Genomic DNA, 26,000 nt, shown 5'->3' with positions numbered 1-26,000 from the left:
TTAAGGAGGAAAAAACAAGATGAATAAATTAAAGAAGTTATTGGCGATACTAGGTTTGGTAATATATTTAAGTGTTTCTGTAAATGGAACTGCAAGTGCACAAACGACGGTTACTGTCGGTGTCATTGGTGACTCAACTGACCCTATATGGGAGCTAGTCCAAGAAAATTTAGGCGAAGCTATTCAAATTGAATTAGTTAGTTTCATGGATGGGATTTATGCAAACCAGGCGCAAGCAGAAGGCGAGTTAGATTTAACTGCCTTCCAACACAATGCATTTTTAAATAGTGAAATTGCAGATAAAGGCTATGAATTAGTTGCCATTGGGAATACAATTATTAGCCCAATGAATATTTATTCAGACAACATTAGTGATATATCTGAACTGTCTGAAGGTGATCAAATTGCGATTCCCAACAATGTGACCAACATGGGACGTGCTCTTATTGTCTTAGACCGAGCCGGCTTGATTAAGGTAGATCCAAGTAAAGGGTTCTTGCCAGATATCACGGATATTATTGAAAACCCTTTGAATTTGGATATTGTCGAAGCGGATCCGGCATTGATTCCTCAAGCACTTCCTGACTTGGCAGCAGGGATTACGAATAGTGACTTGGCTATAGATTTTGGATTAAATCCAGTTAAAGATGCGATTTTCGCTTTAGACATTGATCCAGATAATGAAGATCTACAACCTTATATCAATATTATTGTCGCACGTACAGAAGATGCAGAGAATGAAATATACTTAAAAATTGTTGAAGCTTTTCAGCAAGACAATGTAGCGGAATTCATATTAGCTCATTATGATAATGCTTTGATTCCTGCTTGGTAAGTAGACTAAGGAATCATTTTAAGTTTAACGTAATTATAAACTTCTTTAGATACTTTTTTGCACTAATCATGTTGATGTAACAATAGAACCGATCAAAGTGGAAAGGAATTCCATTTTAATCGGTTTTTGTGTGATATTTTGTTAAAAAAGAAAAGCTTTCTGTCTAGTTTTCTATTTTCTAGCGCTGATTATAAAACGTGAGGCATGATAGTAATCATTTTCTTTTGCTGCATCATAAATAGATTCTGATTGAATGTTTCGAAAACCGATAGCTGACAAGTTAGTAGCCAATTCAGAGCAATCTATGCCATGATGGTTATGGTCTTGCTTTTCCATTTCGATAATAAATAGTTGTCCATTGTCATTTAAATTGTTATAAAGTTTGGACAATAGTTCTTGATGATTAGCTATATGGTGTAAAACTAAAGAGAGGATGAGCGTATCAACTTTGCGTGGAAGTTGTAAGTCATTTTCCATATCCGATTGCAGAACGCTCGCATTAGTTGCGCTTCTTTGACTTAATTTTGTCTCTACTGCTTTAAGCATATTCTTAGATCCATCAACAAAGAGCATGGAGTCAAAGTCGTCTAATAAGTCGAGCCCAATAAGCCCAGTTCCGCAGCCTAAATCAGCTGCAGTTTTTGTCTTGTCTTTGTCTTTAAAACGACGGATCGCTTCTACTGCTAAATGTGCCATTTGAATGTTTAATGGTGTATCATAGCGTGTTGCGAGTTGGTTGAATTTGTCGATAGGATTCATTTCTGTCACTCCTTATTTAGTTAGAAAATGTGCTTCACTGCTGTCAGCAATAATGCCAATGCCAGCCATATGGCCTTGACTGGCAGATACGATTAATTGAGAAGGACCTGTGATTTCACCAGCTGCATAAATACCCGGGATACTCGTATGTCCCATCATATCAGTTGTAATATAACCGAAGTCATTGACTTCAATGCCTAGTTGTTCAATGAATGGCAGTGTATTATCTAATACAGTCGCACAGAAACCGCCTGTTCGCACTAGTTCTTCGCCAGTTTCGAAGGTTACGCTTTGTAATTGACCCTGATCACCTTTTAGTTCGACGATTTTATCTTCGATAAGGCGAATATTATTTAGTGCTAGATTTTCTTTCTGCTCACTATTTAAAAAATAGTTCCCGTTAGTAGCTATGACGAGATCATCAGTCCAATTCTTTAATAATTTGGTCAGGTGAAATGCTTGTATGGATTCGATGATGAGGATAAGAGAATGTTCTTTCATCTCCCAACCGTCGCAGAATGGGCAAGAAAAAATACTCGTCCCATAATAATGTTCAATGCTTTTTACGTCGGGAAGTGTTTCCTTTAAACCAGTGGCGAGTACAATATTTTTAGTGTGAATGTTAACACCGGACTGAGTAGTCAATTCAAAGGAGTCATCAGTTAACTTTACGATTGCTCGGACGCGGTCATTTTTAATTGAAATACTAGGATATTTTAGTAAATCCTGTCTGCCTTTTTCTCTAAACTCTTCTGGTTTAATTCCATCTCGTGTTAAGAAGGCGTGCGATTCTTTTGTCACCGCATTTCGTGGTTTTTCTTCATCAATCAGTAACACATTCTGTTTACCTCTTCCGGCAACTAAGGCGGCACTCATTCCGGCAGGCCCTCCACCGATAATCACAACATCGAACATATTATTTCCTCCTCGTATAGCTTCCTATTAAAGACTCAGATTGTCTGTAATTGGGGTGAGAATTAGCCATAAGCTAATCCTTAACGGGCATTTGTGCTAAAATTCCAGCAATTGTCTTGTGTGACAGGGCTTCAAGCATCTTATCTTCGGCATCGGCGATTGCTTTTTCAATCAGACACTCATGATGATGCCCTTTACCTTCAAGTGTCATTGTGCAGTTGAGTAGGGCATCTTGACCTTCGATTGCTTGAATGATTTCCAGAAAAGTTACTTGTTCAGGCGATTTTAGCAAGCGGTAGCCACCATTGACACCAGGCGTCGACAGAATCAAGTTGGCTTTAGCTAGTTTAGTGAGAATCTTGGATAAATAGGTTGGTGAGAGATTTTGAAGTTGAGCGAGATCTTCGACTCGAACAGCCTCATTATCTGTTTCCATCGCTAAATGAACCATCGAATGGAGCGCATAGTTCGTGGCTTTTGAATATTTCATACTGTTTCCCCCTTAATTAAAGACTCTGTTTGTCTGTAATTGAATATAAGGCAAAAGAAAGGAGATGTCAATAGTTAGTGAACAATTATATCTGATAAAATAATTGAGAAAGCGAAAGTTTAGTTAAACTGTCAGCCTAGGTAATAAAAATCTATTCCGAACGAAAATTAGGGACCCATTCAATAGTATTGTTAGGGTGATACCATATCCTTTTATTTATTATCATTCATACTAAGCGATGGATGTAATATACTATTGAAAGAGATAACTTCTTTTGGGAAACGAGCTTTTGTCAGTGTGGGTTTAAAGGAAAAACACTTATTAACGAACAGACTATTTCAGGTAATGAGAGATAAAGGATTTTATCACAGCAAAATAATCAATAAATAGTTTGATAACAAAAGACAGAAAGAATGCTTAAGAGGTACTAAAAAATGACAATAGAATTCCGTTCAATTGATCAATCAAACTATAACGAGTGTATAGAGTTAAGGGTTAATGAGAGTCAAGAAAAGTTCGTAGCACCCAATCAGTATTCTTTAGTTCAAGCTGCCTATGAACCTAATCTATATCCTTTGGCAATTTATAATCAGTCGCAAATGATTGGTTTTATCTTGTATGATTTCGATGAAGAAATAAAGGGCTGGTCAATGAGTCGTTTTATGATTGCTGACTCCTATCAGAATCGTGGGTTTGGGAAACAAGCTTTAAAGCAATTTTTGAAATGTTTCAAAGAAAGTTATCCGCAGGTCTTAAAACTGTATACGAGTGCAGAAGTAGAGAATACAAAGGCTATTGAACTGTATAAAAGAGCAGGTTTTAAGGAAGGCGACGTATTCGAGTATGAATCTGGTGGCGTCATATATACGGAAATCCGCTTATTGAAGTCATGGGAAAACGTTCATGCATAGTAGAGTAGTTAACCAGCCTATGAGTCCTATGAGGAAATAAATGTATTCATACAAAATCATCCGAGATGACATTTCGTAGTCTCGGATGATTTCATTTACTTACTTGAGTAGAAAATCAAATAAGGAGTGTTCGTTAAGTTTTAATTGTTCATTTCTTAGCTTGAGGTAATTTACGTGGTGATATAACAAGAAGTATAAGATACCTGACACCAAATAGAGACTGCTTGCCACAAACCAAATGTTTACCTCTGTGCGGAGTAATAAAACCGCTCCTACCAAAGCACCCATTACAAAAGAAGAAATATTCATCAATTGAAATCGTGCTTTCCAGAGTTCGGAGGGTTTCCCTGCTAAGCTTCTTCCAATGGCTAAGCCGGCATCGGTAAGATTTCCTGACATATGGGTCGTCCTGACAATCATACCTTTATAATAGACAAACATGCCGTTTTGAAGGCCTAAAATCATGGCAGTGCCTAAAGAATACCACAATGGATCTTTAAGTACGAAGCTAGCAACTGCAATCGCAAAGGCAGAGACTAATTGAATATACCCATAACGACGCGTTAATTTAAATACTTGTGCTGGAAACAAAAAGCCACTCAAGAGACTTCCCAGGAAAAAAGCGAGTAAAATCATTAACAAGTGAATAAATTTCTCGTAATTTCCTTCGAGCAACACAATCATACCATGCGTCAAATTACCTGTATGATGGGAACTAGTTGCCGAGAATAAGATTATAGATGTAGCATTCATAAAACCCGCAATGGCGGATAATAAAAAAATCCAACTAGTGAACTGAAACTTTAGTGCTTTTTTTCTCAAATAAATCCCTTCTATTCCTAGTGCTGTATAGTCTACATTCTATCGCATTCCTTGAGATGTGGTCAAATAGACACTGATAATAATCTAATGAAAGTAAAAGTGTCAAATTTTAATCTTACTGAGGTAGAAGAGATATTCCGGCATAGAAAGTTAGTATTCTTGATAGTCATGTGACATCAGAATATAGAATACTCTGAGATTCAAGAGTATCCTGTGTTTATTAAATTCCTGATTAACAGAGTGAATCGTTTCTGGCAGTGTTCGTTTTAAACTTGGATTATTTGTCCACTCGTGTTGTGTGACTCGAAAAGAGAGACTAATTATGCACGCTTATAATTAGCTTAATTTTATAACTTTTGTTACTATGTATTTAGCGATAGGACGTTAGAATCTATCTATCTAGAAAGAGGGTGAGATAATGAAAAAAATAATATACAAAGTCTATTTCATTAATCTCATACTTCACTGTGTGTAAAATTAAATTCATTATGATTAATGCTCATTTTTGAAATTTTCTTTGTAGTCGTGACTAACAGACTGTTGGAAATTTTGAACATGAGCTTTTTATATGAATTGAGGGAAAAGATGGATTTTGGAATTAATGCATATTGTATAAAACATGGGTTTGTTATAGCAGATATCGTAAGAATCACTGAAAAAAATCGAAATGTTTATCAAGTAGTGAATCACAAAGGAGACCACCTCCAGGCTATTACTACTAACGATAAAGATTATTATGTCGGAGATTTTGTGAGTGTCACCACCGTTGATAATCAGCTATTTATTACGCACTGTTTAACTAGAGAAAATGTAATATCCAAGGCGCGTAACACAACGAGTAAAGATTTTTTGTTTCATGTAGAGGAACAAATTCTAGCGACTAATGTAGATCAATTATTTATTTTAATTGCCGCTGATCAACGATTTACATTAAGCAAGCTAGAACGCTATCTCATGGTATTTTCAGGGATGGTAAAGGATATTAAGATACTTATTTCTAAAAATGATTATCAATTAAAAACAGAAAAGATATTAGAAGATGTATCACGGGTGTATCCTCATTTAAGAATCTGTTCTTATTCTATTTTAAATGAGGAAAGTTTGCTTCATTTAAACACATTATTTGAACCAGGCGAAACGGCACTATTGGTTGGATCATCAGGTGTGGGAAAATCCACCTTAACCAATTATTTATTAAATAAAGTGTCAATTATTACTAACGACGTTCGAATGGATGGAAAAGGAAAACATACGACCACTGCGACTAAAATGTATCATGCCACAAGTACTGAATCATATTTAATAGATAGTCCAGGATTTAAAGGTATTCAAACATCAAGAGAAATTGACTCTGAAATACTCTTTGAGGATATTAGTCGATTAGCAGTAGAGTGTAAATTTAATGATTGTAAGCATCAAAGTGAACCAGGATGTGCTGTGAAGTCAGCTATAAAAAATCAAAGATTAGATTCTGAGATGTATGCAAGGTTTCTCTATCAGAAAAAGAAAAGAGAAGGCTACGAAAGATATATCCGAGATAAGAATAGAAAAAAAGGGTGAATGATCACAATAAGCTTTAGTGGCTAACGGTTTTGAGACGACTATATAGTGTTCATTCCACCAAAAGAAAAAGAACACGTTATCTTTAAAGATGGCGTGTTCTTTTGATACTTTATAAGGGATTAGCGAAAGTTACTCCAAATTTTCTTTCGCTGCTTGTCCCGAAGGGCTGATTACTTCTTCAATCATCGTGTTGGTCGTTGTACGGCTGTCATAAGCTTGGCCAATTTGAATCAAATGATCTAGGTTTTTCTGGTAATTGGCAGCGAAGACCACCGAATACAATAGGTCCAATAAATAGATAATTGAAGTATTGGACGTGAAGTTACCGATTTTAGAGTAGAGACGTTCACGTGTCGTGATGCTGAGATTGCAGTCACTCATCCGGGCAATTTGGTTGTCACCCATATTCGTGAGCGATAGTATTCTGGCACCTTTTTGCTTCAGGAACTTCCCGCAATGCACATAAGTCGCGTTTTCTCCAGTATAAGAAATAATCAAGCCACACGTATCTGGGCTGGCATTGTAGGCTTCATAGACACTGATATCGAATTCACTCGAAAGGGTGACCGGCATACCAATCCGTCGCATTTTAGTCACAAAGTCCGTCGCGATTTTAGCATTCGTCAGTGAAGCAAAGATAATAATTTGCTTAGCGTCGAGTAGAAGCTTCTGAGCTTTAACAAGGGACTCTCTTTCAACTAAGCTCACGGTATCTGAAATCGTATTCTGTTCGAGTTGGGCTAATTTATGCATGATGGTAATGACATCGTCTGTGTGATCGAAAGGAATATTGGCGTCAATGACATTGAAGTGGCTGTTGAGGTATTGCCATTCCTTTTGGTATTCCGTGCGAAGACTCGTCCAGCCATCAAAGCCAAGTTTCTTGGCTAAGCGAATCACAGAGTTGGGGTTCGTGTGTGTAAAGCTTGCTAAATTTTGCGTCGTCAATTGGTCTAATTCATGTGGGTGTCGGATGAGATAATCTGCAATTTGATTTTCTGCGTCTGAAAAAGTCATGGCTCTTAAGTGCTCAATTATTAACATAAGCCCTCCTGTACACATAAAGTGTATTGATTTGTGTTCATTATACACAAAAACACTGTGTATTCCTAGAATCGCTGTGTCAAAGTGAATAATTACGGCAGTTTGATTGAAATTGGCATCGCATTTCAGTTAACTTAGAGTTAAGGGAAAGTCTATTTGAAAGGGGCATGTTTACATGAATGAAAATTGGTATATATTTATCGATGTGGATGGAACGTTAGTTGATTATAATAACCATCTGCCGGCATCTGCTGTGCAAGCAATTAAAGAGGCTCGTGCTAACGGGCATAAGGTGTATGCGGTGACCGGACGGTCTAAAGCAGAAATGTACGAAGAAATTTTAGGCATCGGCTTAGATGGCTATGTTGGAGGTAACGGAAACTATATTGAGGCAAATAATGAAGCGTTAATGCATTTAGCAATTCCAGTCGAGGATGTCAAAAAGATTGTCGACTGGCTTCATGAAAGAGGCTTGGAATATTATGTAGAAGCCAATTCAGGACTGTATGCTTCGACTAATTTTAAAAAACGTGGCAAAGAAACCATGCGTGCTTATGTTGAAGGTAAAGGTGTGGAAACGGATGAAACATTCTCAGTGGATGACGCCTTCCCCTATATGATTTACGGTACAGAGCCTGTACGTGAGGATGTCAATAAAATATCGTTTATCTTAAATACTTATCAAGACTACTTAGATGCGACGGAATACTTTGCTGATTTTCAAGTGAATTCTTGGGGTGGTAAAGGTGAGCATGCCTTGTTCGGTGATGTGGCGCGTGGCGGGATAAATAAACGGACAGCTTTAGAATTTTTAGAAAGCCATCATAAGTTAAATCCTAAACATACAATGGCGGTAGGGGATGCCAAAGTGGACATTCCAATGTTGGAGTATGCTGAAGTTGGAGTTGCGGTAGCTAGTGGTGGCGAAGAAATAAAAGCCATGGCTGACTACGTGACGGATGCAGTTTCAGATGATGGTTTATATAATGCGTTTAAACACTTTGGTTTAATTTAGTTACTTAGAATTGAAGGGAGCAAATATATTATGACAACACCAAAATTTCCAGAAAATTTCTTATGGGGAGGGGCTACAGCCGCAAACCAATTAGAAGGCGCTTATAACGAGGGTGGGCGTGGACTGAGTGTGCAAGATGTGATGCCAAAAGGCTTAATGACAGCACCCACTCTAGAACCAACAGAAGAGAACTTAAAATTAAAAGGAATTGATTTCTACCATCGTTACAAAGAAGATATAGCTTTAATGGCACAAATGGGCTTCAAAGTCTTCCGCCTATCGATTTCTTGGTCAAGAATTTATCCAAACGGTGACGACGCCCAACCAAACGAAGAAGGACTACAATTCTATGATGATTTGTTTGATGAACTGCATAAGCATGGCATGGAGCCATTAGTGACCTTGTCGCATTATGAACCACCTCTGAATTTAGCTCGTAACTATCGTGGTTGGATTGACCGTAAAGTGATTGGCTTCTTTGAAACATATGCTCGGACAGTCTTTGAACGTTATCAAGATAAAGTAAAATATTGGTTAACATTTAATGAAGTTAATTCAATCATAAGCGCACCAGCTAACGGCGCTATTTTTCCAGAGGAAATGGAAGTTACTTTAGCTGATAAATGGCAAGCGGCTCATAACCAATTAGTTGCCTCTGCAGCAGCTACTAAAATTGCTAAAGAGATTAATCCTGAGATGCAAGTCGGTTGTATGGTCATTTCGATGCCAACTTACCCAATGACGCCAAAGCCTAAAGACCAACTAGCGGTTAGAGACTTTATGAATGAGAACTATGCCTTTACAGATATCCATGTTCGTGGCGAATACCCAGGTTATTTAAAACGTCATTTGCGCGAACAAGGCATTGAAATTAAATTTGGTGAAAATGATGCCGCAATCTTAAAAGAACATACGGTCGACTTCATTTCATTCTCTTATTACGTCTCATTAGTTCAAGCTCATGATTCTGAAACTTATCAGAGTGGTGAAGGCAATATTTTCCGAGGGTTAGAAAATCCATACTTAGACTCTTCAGAGTGGGGCTGGCAAATTGACCCAATTGGCCTACGCCTTGTTTTAAATGATTTCTGGGATCGATATCAATTGCCACTCTTCATTGTTGAGAATGGCTTAGGTGCCAAAGATGTACTGATTGAAGATGGCGCAGGTAGCTTTACCGTTGAAGACGATTACCGAATTGCTTACTTGAAAGCTCACTTACAACAAGTTGGCGAAGCAATTGAAGATGGCGTAGAATTGCTTGGTTATACTTCTTGGGGACCGATTGACTTTGTATCCATGTCAACCGCTCAAATGTCTAAACGTTACGGCTTTATCTATGTTGACCGCAATGATGATGGAGAAGGTAGCTTGAAGCGTTATAAGAAAAAATCTTTCAACTGGTATAAAGAAGTGATCGGCACGAATGGGGCAAGTTTATACGACGCTGAGTAAATGACTAATTAACCAATCAAGACAAACTCTCACTTATAATAGGAGGAATAATTAATGGGCTTTCCAAAAGATTTTCTATGGGGTGGCGCTACAGCTGCTAACCAGTACGAAGGTGGCTACAATGAAGGTGGACGCGGCTTGGCGAACGTCGATGTCATGCCACACGGCGAGGACCGTTTCCCAATTGGCTTAGGTAAAAAACTTCACTTAGCCTTTGATGAGGCACATCACTATCCAGCAAAAGTTGGTGTGGATTTCTACCACCGCTATAAGGAAGATATCGCTCTTTATGCTGAAATGGGCTTTAAAGTGTTCAGAATGAGTATTGCTTGGAGCCGAATTTTCCCTATGGGAGATGAAGCTGAGCCAAACGAAGAAGGACTAAAGTTTTACGAGAATGTTTTCAAAGAACTGAAGAAGCATAACATCGAGCCTTTAGTGACTATTACTCACTTTGATATGCCAATTCATTTAATTAAAGAATATGGTGGCTGGAAAAACCGTCAAGTTGTGGATTTTTATGCGAACTTAGTACGCGCTTTATTCACACGTTACAAAGGTCTAGTCCGTTACTGGATTACCTTTAATGAGATTAACATTATTCTTCATTTACCATTTATGGGTGCGGGTCTAACGTTCGAACCTGGCGAGAATGAAAAGCAAGCGAAATACTCAGCGATTCACCATGAACTGGTCGCAAGTGCACTCGCAACGAAGATTGCTCGCGAGATTGATCCAAACATTAGGGTAGGCAGTATGTTGGCGGCAGGGACATTCTATCCAGCTTCACCCAATCCTAAAGATGTTTTCCAAGCCCAGCAGGATAACCGCAATAACTATTTCTTCGTGGACGTGCAAGCACGTGGAGCTTACCCAGCCTATGCTCTTAAATCCTTTGAGCGCGAAGGTATTGTGATTCCTTTTGTAGAAGGCGACAAGGAGTTGTTGAACAAACACACGGTCGACTACATTACGTTCTCATACTATACGTCAAATATGTCCGTTCATCCGGATAATATTGAGATGCACGAAAAGGCCTCAGGTAATATTATTGTTGGTCAAAAAAATCCGTACTTAGAAGTCAGTGAGTGGGGCTGGCCAATTGATCCATTAGGCTTGCGTACGACGATGAACGAAATCTATGACCGCTACCAAAAACCACTTTTCGTTGTTGAAAATGGTTTAGGTGCCATTGATAAACCGGACGAGAATGGCTATGTTGCAGATGATTACCGTATTAATTATCTACGCGATCACATCAGTGCTATGAGGGATGCTGTGACATTGGATGGTGTTGACTTAATGGGCTACACGAGTTGGGCACCGATTGATCTTGTGTCTGCTTCGACAGGCGAAATGTCGAAACGTTATGGCTTCGTTTATGTGGACCGCGATGATGCAGGTAATGGTAGCTTGAACCGTACGAAGAAAAAATCATTTGAATGGTACAAGCAAGTGATTGCCTCAAACGGCGAAACTATTTAATCAAATGCTAGAATGCGACTCACAATCTTACGGCAACGCGGGATAGTGAGTCGTATTTGTTCTAAAAAATTTTTTCAAAGAAGTTCTATCTCAGAAAGGAGAATAATTATTCTACAGAAAGGAGTTTGAGTATGATAAGCATCAATATTTATTACACTGGAAAAGCAGATAAGGCCCAGCAATTTGCCCGTGAGATGAAAGAAAAAGGACTAGTTGATCGGATTCGTCAACAAACAGGCAACTTACGCTATGAGTACTTCACGCCACTTGGCCAACCAGAAACAATTCTTTTAATCGATGCATGGGCTAAGCAATCATCACTCGATGCGCATCACCAGTCCCCGATGATGGATGAAATCATTGCCTTGCGAGAGAAATATGGCTTGACGATGACCGTCGAACGATTCGTTAGTGACACTAATGGAATTCCCGAATATGATGCGACCTTCATTCGCGAGTCGCAAGCGGACTAAACTGCAATTTCAAGAGAAGATTCCAGACAGGCATATCATGATTTATCTAGATGATAGAAATTATCTGTTGGAGTATGACAGTGAGATAAAGAGTGCGATTATAAGCGAAAGTTTAAGTAAGTAATATTTGGTCAGGTAAATTTCCATGTCCTTATCACTTATTTGTTGAAGCACACGATGCGAGTTTGTAAAGCATGATAAAATCAGTACAAAGGTAGGGCGTTCGTGATTAATACAGATCTTAAAATGATGATGCGGATAAAGTAACTGACAGAAATAAATTTAAAAATTAGAAAAACCCGAGATTACGATGATGTAATCTCGGGTTTTTCTCTTGCTTACTTGTCTAGATAATCAATTATTTCAGTGTTGGTCAAATAGACTTGCAGTAAATCTAGATTAAGGTGAAGCTGGTGTAAATCCAGCACAGTCCCTATGCTACTGTGAGCCATTATTTAATGGCAAGTCAGATCTCCATCTATGAACAATAATTGTTACATCTCAGGGTTTTGTAACATTTGTTTATATCTGTTTGCTTATTTTGGACATTTTGTGTCCTTTTTTAAGTTTGAAGATTATGACAAAGGCCTGGGAGCTTTCTGTACATAGTCTTTTTTATTGGCTAAAATTGTGCAGGAACTTCTGGAGGAATATCCTGTAATAAATTTTAGAGGAGGCCAGCATGAAGAAAGTCGAGCTATACACCAAAGATGGTTGTGGTCAGTGCCAGCTACTTAAGCAGTGGTTAGGTATGAAAAAAGTTACTTATAGTGAAGTGAATGTCAGTCATAATGAACCAGCCCTTGAATTACTTCAATCACGTGGTATGACATCTTTACCACGCATAAGGATTGATGATGAATTCATTAAATATAGTGAGTTTATTGATATATTAGATTACTTATAAAGGAGCAGACAATGATCAAAACAGTCATAAAACGTACGGGTGATATCGTAGAGTTTGATAGAGAAAAAATTAAAATCGCGATCACTAAAGCTAATAATGAAACTAAAGAAATGACAGAAGAAAATATCGAAAGTGTGACACAGAATATTATTAACGGGATTGATCAAGAATCGCTCGATGTAGAAACGATCCAAGACTTAGTCGAAGAAAAGCTCATGTTGAACCTGTTTACTAAGACCGCCAAGGCTTATATACTTTATCGCCATGAGCGAATTGAAGAACGGAAGCCAGATATTTTTAAAGGCCGAAAGAATCTGAAACCCTTTGAGTATCCAGAATTAGCGTTATACAAAGAAGCGATTCAACACTCCTACTGGCTGCATACGGAATACAACTATACGAGTGATATTCATGATTATAAAATTAATGTCCAGCCACATGAGCGGACCGCGATAAAGAATTCTATGCTAGCCATTGCCCAAATTGAAGTAGATGTTAAAGAATTCTGGGGGGATTTGTATAAGCGTCTCCCTAAACCAGAACTTGCGAATGTTGGCTTTACCTTTGCAGAATCCGAAGTCCATCATAGTGACGCTTATGCCCATCTATTAGAACTATTAGGTCTTAATAGTGAATTCGAACGAATTGAAGAAATACCTGCACTTGACCATCGCGTTAACTATTTGAAGAAACATAATGATTATGCCAGAAATGGTAGCAACCGGGATTACACGATCGCAATTTTATTATTTTCGGCTTTCATTGAACATATTTCTTTATTCAGCCAATTTCTAATAATTATGGCATTCAATAAACACAAAAATCTGTTTAGTGGAATATCCAATGTGATTGAAGCGACTTCTAAGGAAGAACAGCTTCATGGGGAGTTTGGGATTGATCTCATTAACACGATTCGCAATGAGCAACCCCAGTGGTTTGATGAAGAGATGGCTCGAGATATTTATGAGTTATGTCGCGACGCATATATTTCAGAACACGAGGTTTTGAATTGGATCTTTGAAGATGGGGAATTGGATTTTATTCCGCGCTATACAGTAGAAGAATTTATTAAAAATCGACTGAATAATTCACTTGAATTCATTGGGCTCGAACGAATTTTCGAAGTGGATGAGGTGGAAGTTGCAAAAACAGATTGGTTTGATGATGAAGTGGTCGCAACTAAACATGTGGATTTCTTTGAGAAGAGATCGGTCAACTAATTTCTCGAAACGAAGAGTTGCAAGATTCAGAGGGCTTGTTGACTTATTTGACCACGCATCCCAACGTGAAACTGGTCATCAAGCCAATTGACGGTGCTGAAGGCCGGGGTGTTTCAGTTGTTTATTGGGCCGATGGACAAATTCATAGAAATAGCCAAAATATGACTCCTCCGATGTTTTTAGACTATCTCGATAATTTGGATGATTACTTTATCTCAGAATTTATTCAACAAGGAGAATTTGCTCAAGCATTATTTCCTGAGACGTTAAATACGATTCGAATGCTTACGATGATTGATCCGTTTACTCAGAAGGCATTTATTGCTGCTTCGGTCTTCCGAGTTGGAACCAGTCTATCGATGCCGACGGACAATTTCCGGAGAAGAGGCTTAAGTCTCTCTATTGCCTTTGACACGGGACAATTAGGTAAAGCCGCCGTGATTCCTCATCAAGGAGTTATTAACTGGTATGAAAAACATCCCGATACAGGGATGCAATTGACTGGACAGTCAGTGCCACATTGGCCAGAAATAAAAACTAAGATGCTGTCTGTTGCCAATCATGTTTACGAAATGAAGCAAATTAAATATGTAGGCTGGGATGTAGTCGTAACGAATTCTGGCATTTGCTTATTAGAAGGAAATAGTGAACCAGGAGTTAGTTTACATCAAGTGCATCAGCCAATCCTTGCGAATCCGAAAGCTAAGGCTTTTTACCACTATCATAAAGTGCTTTAAGACTCCATTACTAGGAAAGATGTTAGAAAAACGACAATTTCAAGCAATTTGGACAGAATACTTCTATTAGTATAATTAGAAGTAGATAAAAAAAGCATACTCCTTCGCTTTTTAATGGATGTGAGGTGTTGGTTGTGAAAAAAATAAAAACAAGAACAAAGATTCTGTAGTAATTCAGATGACGCTTGAGGAGCATTATGGCTTTGAATTTATTGCGGGACTTACCTCAAGTGGTCTTCCTTATGGAACTACGCTGGAAGAAGCAGCAGAATGGGCTGACATTGAACCCAATCCAGAGGCCGATGATTTCCCCTTTTAATTAAAAGACGCGACAATGTGGGAAAATACACCACGTCGTCGCATTTTTTGTTTAGTCTATAGCTGACCAAAGATACTTGTTTGAATGGCATCGAGTTGTTGATGACGCGCTGCGTCCTTCAACGTTTGATCTTCCAGCATTTGGTCTAAATCTTGTTTGCATTTTAATGGAATATTCAATCGACGATTCACCACATTGGCACTTGTCACAAACTTTGGATCAATCTTTTTTAAAAGTTCTTGTACTCTGATCTCAATCGCAAAATTTAAAAACTGAACCCGTTCTGCCACATTAGAGGTTTCAAACGAAAAACGATTGAAAATCTCATGACCTTTTACATCTACAATTTTTGTCATACTAAACCACTCCTAAATTTTTTCAATAAAAAAAGCACAACTGAAAAAGTCATGCCGAAACGGTTTAGACTCATCTATCTCTTTCGAGTTGGATGTAGCACCTTGCCAAACGGTAGGTTGCTGAAGCGTCATCGGGCCAATTCCCTCTGCTTACTCTGAATAAGTTGTGTTCTTAAATTGTATGTATATTATACCATGGATTAGCGCGATTTTCAAAAGCAGGCCACTTAAAGCAAAGAACATGCTTTAGGTTTAACCAGAGCGTCTTGAGAAGCGTCAGATAGACGTGCTGTCTGCTTTCCTACTATATAATAATTTTTCCTAACAAAATAATAGACCTATTCTCCCGAAGGGGAAGGTAAGTCGGATTCTTTGACAGGCTTTTCTACTGTTACCTATACTAAAAGAGAAGATAAACAAGTGTGGAAAGGATGAAACATATGGAAAATAAACAAATTAGTGGTTTGATGGTCATTTTTGGGGCTTCCGGGGATTTGGCGGAGCGTTTTATTTATCCGGCTTTGCATCAGTTATACGTAAGAGATAAGTTGGCTGAGAAGTTTGCGATTATTGGAGCGGCGCGATCCAACTTTTCTGAGAAAGAGTTTCAGGACTATGTCAAACAAGCGGTAGAAAAGGGGCCGAATTTCACTGAGTTTGATGATGTTTTTTTAAAGTTGTGTAGCTATGAGGTGGTTGATAGTATGCAGGCGGCTGATTTTGAGACGTTAAAAGAGACAATCAATGAAGTCGTGAAGGAAAAGCAGCTCGATAACAATTTCTTGTATTTCTATTCGATTTCGCCAAACTTATACGATGAAACGACGACCCATTTAAAAGCGTCGGGCATGCTTGAGATTGAAGGCAATCATAAAGTCATTGTTGAAAAGCCCTTTGGAGAAAATCTAGCGTCGGCCAAAGAGTATAATAAATTATTGTTGAAGGCGTTTGAAGAAGAGAATATCTATTATAATGATCATTTTCCAGCCATGGATTTCGCTCAGAATATTCTGGCGACACGTTATTTCAATCCAATCATTGATGCGATTTGGAATAAGAACTTTGTTGAGAATGTTCAAATTTCTTTGCCAGAATCCTTATCGATTGAAGATCGAGGTGGCTTTTATGATGATTATGGCGCAGTTTTAGATATGTTCCAAAATCATATTCTTCAGTTATTAGCTATAGTGGCAATGGATTTACCTAAATCACTAGAGGCGGTGGATGTGCATAAAGAGAAGTTAAAAGCTTTGAAGAGTGTGGCTGATTTTGACAAGAAGATGGTCAAAGATAAGGTGGTCAGAGGGCAATATCAGGCTGATCAGAGTGGTGAGTATCATAATTATCGTGATGAAGAAGATGTGTCCACAGACAGTAATACCGACACTTACTTTGCGGCAGAACTGGCGGTCAATTCGGATCGCTGGCAAGGGGTGCCTTTCTATGTCAGGACAGGCAAAGCTTTAGTTGAAAATCATTTTACGATTGATTTAGTTTTGAAAAATCGTGGTGATGTCGAAGGCAACGTGGCCAATCGACTGACCTTTGAGTTAGAACCTAAGCGCGGTCTGTCTTTTGTCTTGGATCAAAAGCAGGCGACCAATGAGTTTGCAGCCCTGACGAGTTTCTTTGGACCGGATGATAAGAATTATCAAACAGCCTACATTCCAGATCCTTACGAGAATTTGTTGGAGGATGCCTTGAAGGGGGAGGCCGTCTTATTCCCAACCTTCCCAGAAATCAAAGAGCAATGGCGGATTGCGGATAGTATCGTGAATGCGTGGCAAGAGTTGCCTGAACCCGACTTTCCAAATTATCGTGCCAAGAGTTTTGGACCGGCTGAAGCAGAACAATTAGTGAAGCAGAATGGACATGAATGGATTTACCGCAGTGAGCTACCCACAGCTTAAAAAGGGGTGGGGGGAAGTTAATGCTCGCTCATGAGTAGCATCGTAAAGTTTAAGTTGATTAAAGCAATAGAGAAAACAGTTTGATTTGCAGAAAATGCAATATCGAACTGTTTTTCTTGTCTGATATCGTTCGATAGAACTGACACAAACCATTTATTGATAACGGTTCCATAAATGACAGAAGAATACAATGGACGAAAGTGCTAATCATCTGTAGGCTTTGTCCGAATGATACAAAGTAATAAAAATTTAGATTTGTTAATATAAAGACATGATAACGGTTACAATTGGGGTGATTTAAGTTAAACGTCTATTCGAAGGGCAGTATTCTTAATAAAGAGTCAATTTAATTTGCGCGAAACGATAAAGGAGGAAATTTATTATGGTGACTGAGCAAGTGAAAGCTAAAGACAATAAAGGGATGCATCCTTGGGTCATTCTACTCGTGATGCTTGTTTTAGCAGTTATTGCGGGATATCTCATCCCGTCAGGTGTTTATGATCGAGTGATTACATCAGATGGAAGAACAGCAGTAGATCCGGATACTTTCCGATTTGTAACTCAAAACAATTTATCACTAACCAATATTATGACCGCAATTCCACGAGGAATAAAGGAGTCCATTGATGTCATCATTATTACTTTTATGATTGGTGGAGCCTTTGGTGTCATTAAAAAAACGGGCATGTTGAGACTTGGTGTGGCAAGTTTAGTTAAAACATTTGAAAACAAAAAATTAGCAATTATCTTTGTGTTATCAGCCGTTTTTGTTTTAATTACTGGCTTCATTGGTGTACCAGAACTAGCATTAATTTACATTCCAGTATTGATGCCATTACTGTTTGCGTTAGGATTTGACTCAATGGTTACTGTCGCTATTTCATTAACAGCAACAGCCGCCGGTTTTAGTGCTGCATGGTCAGCGCCGGCAACAGTAGGCTTAGGTCATTTACTCGCTGATTTACCGCTCTATTCTGGAATGGGATTTAGAATTATTACAGCGATTGTCCTAATGCTTATCTCTTGTCTGTATATTGCCATTTACTCAAAGAAAATCTTGAAGGATCCAAAAGCAAGTTCAGTTTACGAACAGGATTTAGTGACACAGCGTGAATTGACAGCACAAGAAACTGCGGGTGAAATGGTTTATCCAAGAGTTCACTTAGCTGGTTTGTTAGCAATTCTTCTGTTTATTGGCTTAATTTTCGGTGTGATTTTATTAAGCTGGAGTTTTAGTGAAATGTCTGGTTACTTTATCTTATTAGGAGTTATCCCAGGTATCGTCGCAGGCATGACATTGAATGAAGTATTAGACAGTTTTGTTGCCGGTTTAATTGAAATGATTGTAGGTGCTTTTGTTATTGGTATCGCCAGAAGTATCGCGGTTGTTTTAACAGATGCGATGGTTATGGATACAATCATTATGTTCTTAGCGCGATTTGTTGTGGCTTTACCAAGTCAGATTGCTTCGGTAGGTATTCTAACGGTAACGACATTATTCAACGCCGTTATCGCATCAGGAAGTGGAAAAGCGGTCATTGCTTTACCCATTATGTTACCTTTAGCAGACATCTCGTCTGTTACCAGACAAACAACAATCTTGGCTTATCAATTAGGAGATGGTATCACAAACATTCTGTGGCCAGCATCAGGATATTTCATGGCTGCTTTAGCAATTGGAAATATCAGCTACAAGAAATGGATGAAGTGGGCTTTACCATTAATCATAACCTGGTTAATAGTTGCAGCTGTCATTGTTGTGATTGCAAGTTACATTAATTATGGACCTTTCTAATAGACTTTAATTTAATTATACAACATCAAGCGTTTCGATGACTAATCCTCATCGGTGCGCTTTTTTTTTGATAAGTTGACTGTTAAGTTTAAAGTGATGCATCATAGAGTTTGCCAAATGTAGGTTGGACAAGGCTTCACTCTTCAATTATCCCATCTACTTCTTTCTAACGTGTCGACTCAGCAAAATTCACCTACAGCCCCCAATCAACTCCCCCTATAAAATAAGGTAGATTCGGTAAGTCTTTGAAGTGTATTTCCTTAAACTTTTCCTTATAATAGAAGAAGCAAGCAGCTAGAAAACAGTCAGAAAGACTCAAATAGACTGCCACAAAACAAGTAGTCACACATAAATGTGACAGATAAACTTAAGGATACCTTAGTTATAGGAAAGGAATGATTAATTAATGGATATCAAAGAAAAACTACAAAAGGTTGATTGGAAAGATTTCATAATCCGTGCACTTGTCTCAATTGTTGGGATTACCTTGATTAGTTTTGGGGCTGCTTTAAGCGAAAGTATGTCTATGGGCTTAGATCCGTTTACAGCATTGAACACAGGAGCGTCGGAACTACTAGGCTTCTCATTAGGTAACTTTCAACTTGTCGTCAATCTTATTATTTTGGTGATAATCTTTTTCATTGACCGCTCACAACTTGGTTGGGGAACAATATTTAATATGATTTTGGTTGGTTATCAAATTCAATTCTTTACGGGCCTATTGGAGAGTTTCTTGTCGCCCGATGATTTATCGATGGTTTTCAAACTCTTGATAACCCTCGCGGCGATTGCGATATTCACTTTTGGAGTCGCTGTTTACAAGGATGCCAAACTCGGCGTGTCGCCTTATGATGCGATTGCTCCGATAGTGTCTGATAAGACGGGCTGGCGTTATCGTTATGCTCGAATCAGCCAGGATGTTATTGTAGTCGCAGGCGCTTTTTTTTTAAGTGGACCGATTGGTGTCACAACCTTTATTACTGGTTTTGTGGCTGGTCCTTTCATCGAGTTTTTCTCTGATAAAATTACTATGCCGATCATGGAAAAGTTAAGTCCAGGAATTGAAGAAGAAGTGTAAGAGCATTGGGCCCGCAATAGCGCTTTAAGCAACACACTGAAAACCAGTCAACTAACCGTAGTTAGTTGGCTGGTTTTCGCTTTTACACGTTAATTAAATCGTTCTTTTCGTCAACGAACTACCACGCGCACCTTTTTAAATCAACTGAAAGGACTTGAAGCAAGAACTGAAGGGGTCCATCGGGCACCTTTAGAGTTGCTTTAAGTTTGTCAATATATTGGCTGAATAAACCACCTAGAACGTAGTGATTCAAAACTTAGACTTTCTACAAGACGCGAGGTCATGGGAAGAAACTTAAAGACGTGGTTTAAATAAGTTAAAGGGGAAGTAACTTCGTTATAATCCATGGTTTCAAGAAAGGTTGTGAAAGTTAGTCGTTTTACCTAGAGGGATTTTAAAAGCTAGTGTGGTCGGAGAATTTATGTGATTGTCTTTAGGGGTGTCTTCTGCTATTATTCTATCTAGTAAAGGGGGGATGGTATGAAGTCATTAGATTTATTACATGGAAAGATACTACCGACGATGATTCGGTTTGGGGCGCCACTGATGGGGACTGCCTTTATTCAAATGGCCTATAACTTAACGGATATCGCTTGGATTGGACGCATCGGGACCGAAGCGGTGGCCGCAGCTGGTCAGGTAGGTTTCTTGATGTGGATTGGTAGTTCTTTCGCGCTAATTCCTCGAGTTGGCATGTCGGTGTTGGCTGCTCAATATTATGGAGCAGGCGAACGTGGGCGCGCTAAATTGTCGATTAATAATGGCTTGTGGCTATCACTGTTAATGGGTATTGTTTACGGCGGTTTGCTTCTGGTATTTAAAGATGCTCTCATTCAATTTTATAATTTGAATGATAGTGTCAATCGCTTGACCGAACAGTATTTAGTGGTAATTGCGATGGGAATGCCTTTGTTTTTCATCAACCCGGTGCTTTCCGGTGCCTACAATAGTCTAGGAAACAGTCGCCTGCCATTTAGGGTGAATACACTCGGCTTACTGATTAATATTGTCGCAGATCCTTTCTTGATTTTCGGTTGGGGGCCATTTCCTGCATTGGGGATTCAAGGTGCGGCTATCGCAACAGTCTTCGCACAATTTGTTGTGTTTGCTTGTTTTGCCTACGTTATTAAACGTAGTGATGATTTGATTAACCACAGTCGCCCAATGGTTTTTCAGCCTGATTTGAGTTTATTGAAGGAAATGACGCGATTAGGTTTTCCAATTTCATTACAATCCAATATTCACGCACTGATTAGTGTCTTGTTGAACCGTTCGGTAGCATCTTACGGCGCTTTACCTCTAGCGGTTGCTTCTGTAGGCTCTAACATCGAATCGATTTCTTGGATGACAACTGAAGGATTTGCAGCTGCAATCACAGCCTTCACTGGTCAAAATTTCGGGGCGCGCTTTTTTGAACGTGTGAAAGATATTTACAATACGAGTATGAAATCCGTAGCGACAATCGGTATGATTGCGACCGTTGTTTTATTAGTTTTCCGCTATCAACTGTTCCAATTATTCATTCCAAATGATTCGCAAGCGGTTGAACTAGGGGCTGTTTATTTATTCATTTTTGGCATGAGCCAATTGTTTATGAGTATTGAGATTGGTGGGAGCGGTTTCCTAAACGGAATCGGCGACACGCGTACACCAGCTCTCATCAATTCCACTTTTAATGTCATACGAATCCCTTTAGCCATGTTACTCATGCCTTTAATGGGTGTGTCAGGAATTTGGGTTGCCATGTCATTAACCTCGGTTTTAAAAGGTATTCTCATATTCACACTGTCTCGTTATCGTCTAAAACATGTGATGCGTTTAGAAATAGAGCCTGTTATCAGCGATATTGTATAATTAATGGACCATCTTGTGCTGTGCACAGGTGGTTTTTTTTACTATTAGTCAAGTATGATTTAGATATAAAAAATAGTTGATGGCCAAATAAAACATTCAATTATTTAGTGATTGCAAGGGATTATAATAGCCAAGAGTGTCACTATCTTTTATACTAGAAGGAATTTAATATGAAATGAAGAACTACTTAGCTAGAATAGACACCAAGACGTTTCAAGGTCTATCGTGCCTAAGGTAAAAGGAGAGAGTGCAATGATTCAATTAAGACACGGGGATAAAGTGGCGGTGGTCAGTTTGTCAGCTGGGACATTGGGTGAGGCGTTTTGTTCACATCAGTTAGCCCGTGGCGTCGATCGCTTGGAGACTTTCGATTTAGAGGTGGTGTTTATGCCACATGCCTTGAAGGGACTAGAATTTATCAAAACGCATCCGAAAAAGCGTGCGGAAGATTTATTGATGGCTTTTCAAGATGATAGTATCAAGGGGATTTTATGTGCAATTGGTGGGGAAGATACCTTTAAGTTGGCGCCTTATTTGTTAAGTGAAGAAAGCCAAGCGGTGATTCGTGAGCACCCGAAATTCTTCATGGGTTATTCGGATACAACGATCAATCATTTGATGTTAAATAAATTGGGTGTGCCGTCATTTTATGGCTTGAGTTTCTTGACGTGTTTTGCGGAATTGGGTGAGACAATGTTAGCGTATTCGGCAGAAGCGTTTAGTCAAGTTTTTACCAAGGAGGCGTTTGTTTATCAGCCCAGCGAGCGATGGTTTGAGGAAAGAATGGATTTTTCCGAGCAGTCCTTGGGCCTTGATCGGGCTGCTCATCAGGAAACTAGAGGCTATGAGTTACTTCAAGGTTCTGGTACATTTTCTGGCCAGTTGATTGGTGGTTGTGTGGAGAGTCTGTATGAGTTATTGGTCGGCGAGCGTTATCCAGAGGAAAAGGCTATCAATGAGACATACCAGCTCTTCCCGTCTAAAAGTCAATTGGCTGATGCGGTGGTCTTCTTGGAAACCTCTGAAGAAAGACCAACGCCTGAAAAGTTTAAAGACATGCTGCTGACTTTGCGAGAGGCTGGACTATTCGACGGGATCAATGGCGTCTTGGTTGGGAAACCGCAAGATGAAGTGTTTTATGAAGAATATAAAACCGTCTTAATCGACTGCCTTGAGGGAGAGCTTCCAATTGTGTACAATTTAAACTTCGGACATGCCTATCCCAAAATGTTAATGCAGTACGGCGCCTTGGCTCAAGTTGATGTATCAAAACAACAAGTAAGAATTGAGAGAGTGTAATTATCACAAGCCCCGTCCACTTTTCTAAAAGTGAGTGGGGCTGATTTTGAAAGGAAGTGGAAGAAAGAGGACGATTATTCTAAGGGAACTTGTTCGTCACTAATGGCGCATGTTAGAGTTTTATCGCGACAACTACTCATTATCTGGCCTTCTGAAAGCTCGTGACCACACATAGTCTAACCCGTTTGAGCGTTATGTTTGGTCTATCGATATAATTTCTTTATAATATAGAAAAGGATATAACAATGGTCCAATGTAGAAAGGCGTGAAAATAATGGGAAATATTTTATGGACAATAATTGTCGTATTGGTTGTATTATGGCTATTAGGCTTGGTACTACAAATTGGTGGTGGATTGATTCATACACTATTAGTCATCGCCGGTATCATCTTTGTGTTCCAACTTATTACTGGCAGAAGAAAATTATAAAGACTTAAAGGATTTCAAAGCATACTCGCTTTGGAATCTTTTTTTCGATGTTGGAGAATTCTGCAAGAAGTATGTAAATAAAGACACATCCAAAAAGAATTTGCTTTCTCTTATGATTTTAAATGTACCATCAAACCTATATAATGAAAGGAATCGCACGCTAAATTGAGTTTGCTCAAGTCAGCGTGTTTTTTGGCTGGAAGTAGATTTAATCAATCCTGTTTGTCAAATTAAGTCAGACAGAATGTCTTCATCCATGTCACTCAAAAATACTTGATAAGGTGTTTGATAATTTAATATTTATCTAGGGATATGGTTCCGTTTGTTTACGATGGAAGAAATGAACATTTGATTAACTAATTTGAAATCCATTTCCTTAGGCAATCTATCTTTTCGAAAGATCCCCGGTAAACTATTCATTCAGCCCGCGCTGTGATGTGGGGGCCAGTATGAGCAAAATTGATGGCGATATCATGTTGGTTGCTTAGGTTTTTCCAAATGCAACATTCTTTTCCACAATCAAAGGTGATGGACTTAAATAGATGTCTGGGAATCGATTCAAATCACTGGCTTAGTGTATTCTCGATATCGTTTGACTTCCACCCATCAAGCTTCAAAGTGATCATGACTTTGGAAAGTTGAGTTTCCAATGAGCGACCTTTTTTTACAAAGAGTTTAAAAACAGCTGAGTGTTGATATGCTGGTATTATTGCATGATACCAGCTAAGCGTCTATTGATGTATTGAGAAAGCTGATTTATGAATTTACACAGAAACACTTTCAGTTTGTTGAACCCTTAAGTTTAGAATTTGATTTACGTTATTAAAAAGCGATTGAAAGTAAGAACGTCTTAGTTTAGCTATCTTAGACGTTTTTCTAGGTTTTATCAAGCGGGGTATTTATGGTCCTATTGTGTCAGTGGTGTATAATGGGAGAAGAAACTGTCGCTTTCATTAGTGGTCAAAATATGATACTCTATTATTCTGTTTTCCAACGAGTTAAGTGAGGTGGGCTATGTTTAATATATGGATTAATAAATATTCAATGAATGGGACGAAGGAAGAAGCGCGTAAAAGTGTGGGTGTTATCGCTGGGATTGTAGGACTTGTATCAAATTTACTGCTGTTTGTTATCAAATTTCTAGCAGGGAGTTTGTCTGGGAGCCTATCAATTATAACGGACGGAATGAATAACTTAGGAGATTCAGCATCGTCATTGGTAACCTTATTGGGTTTTCGAGCAGCATCTAAGCCAGCGGATAAGGAACATCCTTATGGACATGAGCGGTCTGAGTATATTAGTGGCTTATTGATTTCGGTCATCATTATTTATGTCGGGATTCAATTTTTTACAACGTCAATTAATCAGATTATGAATCCATCGAGCTTGACTGCATCGCCCTTAGTCTTTGGTTTATTGATTATATCAATTATCGTGAAAGTCGTTCAAGGGAATTTTTATCGAACGGCTGCAGAATCGATTCAATCCAATACCCTCTATAGTGCGGCTCAAGACAGCACAAACGATGTTTATGTGACGGGCTTAGTTTTAGTCGCTACGGCAGTTGAAATGTGGACGGGCTGGCAAGTTGACGGTTATGCAGGAGCTGTCTTATCGATCGTGATTATTTACAGCGGATTTCAAGCGATTCGTGAATCCAGTAATGATTTACTAGGGACGCGTCCATCGAAGAAAGAAATTCTTCAGATGAAGGAATTGTTAGATCAATACGATTCGATTGTTGGTTATCATGATTTGCTAGTCCATAGTTATGGCCCTAATCAAATTTTCGCAACGATTCATATCGAAATCGATGATAGTTGGGATATCAAAAAAGCCCACCGTGTGATAGATAATATTGAAACGGATTTCGAAGAAAAACTTGCGGTCGAGTTAGTCTGCCATCTGGATCCTATCGCCATTCAAAGTGAACATGATACCGCGATTTATCGTCAGATTAAACAAATCCTAAAGTCATTGCATCTAGAAGTGAAGTTTCATGATTTTAAAGTTGAAAAATCAAATGAACAAGACCTTATTTTATTTGATGTCGTTTTACCAGATAATACGGCACAAACGGATGAAGAATTATTAAAAATCATTAAAGCAAAAATTCATCAAGAGATTGGTGATTACCGAGTCAGAATTAAATTTGACCGTCTCGATTTATTGAAAGAAGTTTGACAAGAAGTGCCCTCCGATCATAAGAAAGGAGGGCGCTGTTTGTTTATATAGGTTTATAAGCTGTAAATGGGGGGAGCAAACTTTGACAAACAGCACTTTCTTCAGGTCGAATGAGACTATCCTAAACGTCGCTAGTTGAAAGAA

24 protein-coding genes, 1 pseudogene and 2 riboswitches are annotated in these 26,000 nt (G+C 38.7%); of the genes and pseudogenes, 18 read left to right on the top strand and 7 right to left on the bottom strand.

Annotated elements, in window-relative coordinates:
- Positions 1-19: 19 nt before the first annotated feature.
- Positions 20-835, top strand: coding sequence for a MetQ/NlpA family ABC transporter substrate-binding protein (locus ACTQ5J_RS08820; protein WP_441752423.1), 816 nt, complete (start codon positions 20-22; stop codon positions 833-835).
- Between the two features lie 171 nt (positions 836-1,006).
- Here the strand turns inward: ACTQ5J_RS08820 and ACTQ5J_RS08815 are convergent, their stop codons facing one another.
- The 3 genes from ACTQ5J_RS08815 to ACTQ5J_RS08805 form a co-directional block, all read right to left on the bottom strand.
- Entirely contained in the window at positions 1,007-1,594 is a 588-nt protein-coding gene (locus ACTQ5J_RS08815) for a class I SAM-dependent DNA methyltransferase (RefSeq protein WP_441752422.1), read from the bottom strand.
- 12 nt (positions 1,595-1,606) lie between these two features.
- Positions 1,607-2,509, bottom strand: a complete 903-nt coding sequence (locus ACTQ5J_RS08810; RefSeq protein WP_441752421.1) for an NAD(P)/FAD-dependent oxidoreductase — start codon at positions 2,507-2,509, stop codon at positions 1,607-1,609.
- A gap of 73 nt (positions 2,510-2,582) precedes the next feature.
- The gene (locus ACTQ5J_RS08805; RefSeq protein WP_441752420.1) at positions 2,583-2,999 is read right to left on the bottom strand and encodes an Rrf2 family transcriptional regulator; all 417 of its coding nucleotides are present in this window, start codon (positions 2,997-2,999) and stop codon (positions 2,583-2,585) included.
- A gap of 434 nt (positions 3,000-3,433) precedes the next feature.
- On the opposite strand from ACTQ5J_RS08805, the gene ACTQ5J_RS08800 reads away from it, so the two are divergent.
- A complete protein-coding gene (locus tag ACTQ5J_RS08800; protein ID WP_441752419.1) occupies positions 3,434-3,910 on the top strand; it encodes a GNAT family N-acetyltransferase in 477 nt (158 codons plus the stop codon).
- Positions 3,911-4,009: 99 nt separating this feature from the next.
- Here the strand turns inward: ACTQ5J_RS08800 and ACTQ5J_RS08795 are convergent, their stop codons facing one another.
- Positions 4,010-4,732 (bottom strand): YoaK family protein, encoded by a 723-nt coding sequence (locus ACTQ5J_RS08795; protein WP_441752418.1) that lies wholly within the window; start codon positions 4,730-4,732, stop codon positions 4,010-4,012.
- Between the two features lie 585 nt (positions 4,733-5,317).
- Between ACTQ5J_RS08795 and rsgA the strand changes: the two genes are divergently transcribed.
- Positions 5,318-6,292 (top strand): ribosome small subunit-dependent GTPase A, encoded by a 975-nt coding sequence (rsgA, locus tag ACTQ5J_RS08790; protein WP_441752417.1) that lies wholly within the window; start codon positions 5,318-5,320, stop codon positions 6,290-6,292.
- A gap of 132 nt (positions 6,293-6,424) precedes the next feature.
- Here the strand turns inward: rsgA and ACTQ5J_RS08785 are convergent, their stop codons facing one another.
- Positions 6,425-7,339: a MurR/RpiR family transcriptional regulator gene (locus ACTQ5J_RS08785; protein ID WP_441752416.1), complete on the bottom strand. Its 915-nt coding sequence runs from the start codon at positions 7,337-7,339 to the stop codon at positions 6,425-6,427.
- Between the two features lie 175 nt (positions 7,340-7,514).
- On the opposite strand from ACTQ5J_RS08785, the gene ACTQ5J_RS08780 reads away from it, so the two are divergent.
- The 8 genes from ACTQ5J_RS08780 (at position 7,515) to ACTQ5J_RS08745 (ending at position 14,950) form a co-directional block, all read left to right on the top strand.
- The gene (locus ACTQ5J_RS08780) at positions 7,515-8,354 is read left to right on the top strand and encodes an HAD family hydrolase (protein ID WP_441752415.1); all 840 of its coding nucleotides are present in this window, start codon (positions 7,515-7,517) and stop codon (positions 8,352-8,354) included.
- A 30-nt stretch (positions 8,355-8,384) separates the two neighbouring features.
- A complete protein-coding gene (locus ACTQ5J_RS08775; RefSeq protein WP_441752414.1) occupies positions 8,385-9,809 on the top strand; it encodes a glycoside hydrolase family 1 protein in 1,425 nt (474 codons plus the stop codon).
- A 54-nt stretch (positions 9,810-9,863) separates the two neighbouring features.
- Entirely contained in the window at positions 9,864-11,294 is a 1,431-nt protein-coding gene (locus ACTQ5J_RS08770; RefSeq protein WP_441752413.1) for a 6-phospho-beta-glucosidase, read from the top strand.
- A gap of 131 nt (positions 11,295-11,425) precedes the next feature.
- The gene (locus tag ACTQ5J_RS08765; RefSeq protein ID WP_441752412.1) at positions 11,426-11,767 is read left to right on the top strand and encodes a putative quinol monooxygenase; all 342 of its coding nucleotides are present in this window, start codon (positions 11,426-11,428) and stop codon (positions 11,765-11,767) included.
- A 382-nt stretch (positions 11,768-12,149) separates the two neighbouring features.
- A riboswitch (adenosylcobalamin (AdoCbl) riboswitch) is annotated at positions 12,150-12,292 on the top strand.
- 157 nt (positions 12,293-12,449) lie between these two features.
- Positions 12,450-12,674: a glutaredoxin family protein gene (locus ACTQ5J_RS08760; protein ID WP_441752411.1), complete on the top strand. Its 225-nt coding sequence runs from the start codon at positions 12,450-12,452 to the stop codon at positions 12,672-12,674.
- An 11-nt stretch (positions 12,675-12,685) separates the two neighbouring features.
- Complete coding sequence (locus ACTQ5J_RS08755) at positions 12,686-13,894, top strand: ribonucleotide-diphosphate reductase subunit beta (protein WP_441752410.1); 1,209 nt, start codon at positions 12,686-12,688, stop codon at positions 13,892-13,894.
- Between the two features lie 17 nt (positions 13,895-13,911).
- Positions 13,912-14,631 (top strand): sugar-transfer associated ATP-grasp domain-containing protein, encoded by a 720-nt coding sequence (locus tag ACTQ5J_RS08750; protein WP_441752409.1) that lies wholly within the window; start codon positions 13,912-13,914, stop codon positions 14,629-14,631.
- A 178-nt stretch (positions 14,632-14,809) separates the two neighbouring features.
- Entirely contained in the window at positions 14,810-14,950 is a 141-nt protein-coding gene (locus ACTQ5J_RS08745; RefSeq protein ID WP_441752408.1) for a hypothetical protein, read from the top strand.
- Positions 14,951-15,006: 56 nt separating this feature from the next.
- On the opposite strand, the gene ACTQ5J_RS08740 is transcribed toward ACTQ5J_RS08745, so the two are convergent.
- Positions 15,007-15,306, bottom strand: coding sequence for a hypothetical protein (locus ACTQ5J_RS08740; RefSeq protein ID WP_441752407.1), 300 nt, complete (start codon positions 15,304-15,306; stop codon positions 15,007-15,009).
- 67 nt (positions 15,307-15,373) lie between these two features.
- Positions 15,374-15,472, bottom strand: a riboswitch (SAM riboswitch).
- 274 nt (positions 15,473-15,746) lie between these two features.
- Here ACTQ5J_RS08740 and zwf point away from each other — a divergent pair.
- From zwf to ACTQ5J_RS08710, 6 genes are all read left to right on the top strand, one after another.
- Positions 15,747-17,216 (top strand): glucose-6-phosphate dehydrogenase, encoded by a 1,470-nt coding sequence (gene zwf / locus ACTQ5J_RS08735; protein ID WP_441752406.1) that lies wholly within the window; start codon positions 15,747-15,749, stop codon positions 17,214-17,216.
- Between the two features lie 382 nt (positions 17,217-17,598).
- Entirely contained in the window at positions 17,599-19,011 is a 1,413-nt protein-coding gene (locus tag ACTQ5J_RS08730; protein WP_441752405.1) for a YfcC family protein, read from the top strand.
- Positions 19,012-19,417: 406 nt separating this feature from the next.
- On the top strand, positions 19,418-20,089 hold the full coding sequence (locus ACTQ5J_RS08725) for a YczE/YyaS/YitT family protein (protein WP_441752404.1): 672 nt from the start codon (positions 19,418-19,420) through the stop codon (positions 20,087-20,089).
- 480 nt (positions 20,090-20,569) lie between these two features.
- Positions 20,570-21,943, top strand: a complete 1,374-nt coding sequence (locus tag ACTQ5J_RS08720; RefSeq protein WP_441752403.1) for an MATE family efflux transporter — start codon at positions 20,570-20,572, stop codon at positions 21,941-21,943.
- Between the two features lie 252 nt (positions 21,944-22,195).
- Positions 22,196-23,242 (top strand): S66 family peptidase, encoded by a 1,047-nt coding sequence (locus ACTQ5J_RS08715; RefSeq protein ID WP_441752402.1) that lies wholly within the window; start codon positions 22,196-22,198, stop codon positions 23,240-23,242.
- 274 nt (positions 23,243-23,516) lie between these two features.
- Complete coding sequence (locus ACTQ5J_RS08710) at positions 23,517-23,672, top strand: lmo0937 family membrane protein (protein ID WP_441752401.1); 156 nt, start codon at positions 23,517-23,519, stop codon at positions 23,670-23,672.
- Positions 23,673-23,897: 225 nt separating this feature from the next.
- Here ACTQ5J_RS08710 and ACTQ5J_RS08705 read toward each other — a convergent pair.
- Positions 23,898-24,325: pseudogene (locus tag ACTQ5J_RS08705) on the bottom strand (IS30 family transposase); the annotation flags it as partial.
- Between the two features lie 361 nt (positions 24,326-24,686).
- On the opposite strand from ACTQ5J_RS08705, the gene ACTQ5J_RS08700 reads away from it, so the two are divergent.
- Positions 24,687-25,856 (top strand): cation diffusion facilitator family transporter, encoded by a 1,170-nt coding sequence (locus ACTQ5J_RS08700; protein ID WP_441752400.1) that lies wholly within the window; start codon positions 24,687-24,689, stop codon positions 25,854-25,856.
- The last annotated feature ends 144 nt before the right edge of the window (positions 25,857-26,000 follow it).

The sequence above is a fragment of the Fundicoccus sp. Sow4_F4 genome (genome assembly GCF_052116145.1).
GTDB lineage: Bacteria > Bacillota > Bacilli > Lactobacillales > Aerococcaceae > Fundicoccus.
This window is presented reverse-complemented; position numbering and strand designations above follow the sequence as displayed.

Coding starts and splice junctions, on each gene's coding strand:
- ACTQ5J_RS08810 (WP_441752421.1), bottom strand. CDS start 2,509: ATGTTCGATGTTGTGATTATCGGTGGAGGGCCTGCCGGAATGAGTGCC.
- ACTQ5J_RS08710 (WP_441752401.1), top strand. CDS start 23,517: ATGGGAAATATTTTATGGACAATAATTGTCGTATTGGTTGTATTATGG.
- ACTQ5J_RS08775 (WP_441752414.1), top strand. CDS start 8,385: ATGACAACACCAAAATTTCCAGAAAATTTCTTATGGGGAGGGGCTACA.
- ACTQ5J_RS08730 (WP_441752405.1), top strand. CDS start 17,599: ATGGTGACTGAGCAAGTGAAAGCTAAAGACAATAAAGGGATGCATCCT.
- zwf (WP_441752406.1), top strand. CDS start 15,747: ATGGAAAATAAACAAATTAGTGGTTTGATGGTCATTTTTGGGGCTTCC.
- ACTQ5J_RS08720 (WP_441752403.1), top strand. CDS start 20,570: ATGAAGTCATTAGATTTATTACATGGAAAGATACTACCGACGATGATT.
- ACTQ5J_RS08745 (WP_441752408.1), top strand. CDS start 14,810: ATGACGCTTGAGGAGCATTATGGCTTTGAATTTATTGCGGGACTTACC.
- ACTQ5J_RS08820 (WP_441752423.1), top strand. CDS start 20: ATGAATAAATTAAAGAAGTTATTGGCGATACTAGGTTTGGTAATATAT.
- ACTQ5J_RS08725 (WP_441752404.1), top strand. CDS start 19,418: ATGGATATCAAAGAAAAACTACAAAAGGTTGATTGGAAAGATTTCATA.
- ACTQ5J_RS08785 (WP_441752416.1), bottom strand. CDS start 7,339: ATGTTAATAATTGAGCACTTAAGAGCCATGACTTTTTCAGACGCAGAA.
- ACTQ5J_RS08765 (WP_441752412.1), top strand. CDS start 11,426: ATGATAAGCATCAATATTTATTACACTGGAAAAGCAGATAAGGCCCAG.
- ACTQ5J_RS08715 (WP_441752402.1), top strand. CDS start 22,196: ATGATTCAATTAAGACACGGGGATAAAGTGGCGGTGGTCAGTTTGTCA.
- ACTQ5J_RS08700 (WP_441752400.1), top strand. CDS start 24,687: ATGTTTAATATATGGATTAATAAATATTCAATGAATGGGACGAAGGAA.
- rsgA (WP_441752417.1), top strand. CDS start 5,318: ATGGATTTTGGAATTAATGCATATTGTATAAAACATGGGTTTGTTATA.
- ACTQ5J_RS08805 (WP_441752420.1), bottom strand. CDS start 2,999: ATGAAATATTCAAAAGCCACGAACTATGCGCTCCATTCGATGGTTCAT.
- ACTQ5J_RS08760 (WP_441752411.1), top strand. CDS start 12,450: ATGAAGAAAGTCGAGCTATACACCAAAGATGGTTGTGGTCAGTGCCAG.
- ACTQ5J_RS08815 (WP_441752422.1), bottom strand. CDS start 1,594: ATGAATCCTATCGACAAATTCAACCAACTCGCAACACGCTATGATACA.
- ACTQ5J_RS08755 (WP_441752410.1), top strand. CDS start 12,686: ATGATCAAAACAGTCATAAAACGTACGGGTGATATCGTAGAGTTTGAT.
- ACTQ5J_RS08800 (WP_441752419.1), top strand. CDS start 3,434: ATGACAATAGAATTCCGTTCAATTGATCAATCAAACTATAACGAGTGT.
- ACTQ5J_RS08740 (WP_441752407.1), bottom strand. CDS start 15,306: ATGACAAAAATTGTAGATGTAAAAGGTCATGAGATTTTCAATCGTTTT.
- ACTQ5J_RS08780 (WP_441752415.1), top strand. CDS start 7,515: ATGAATGAAAATTGGTATATATTTATCGATGTGGATGGAACGTTAGTT.
- ACTQ5J_RS08770 (WP_441752413.1), top strand. CDS start 9,864: ATGGGCTTTCCAAAAGATTTTCTATGGGGTGGCGCTACAGCTGCTAAC.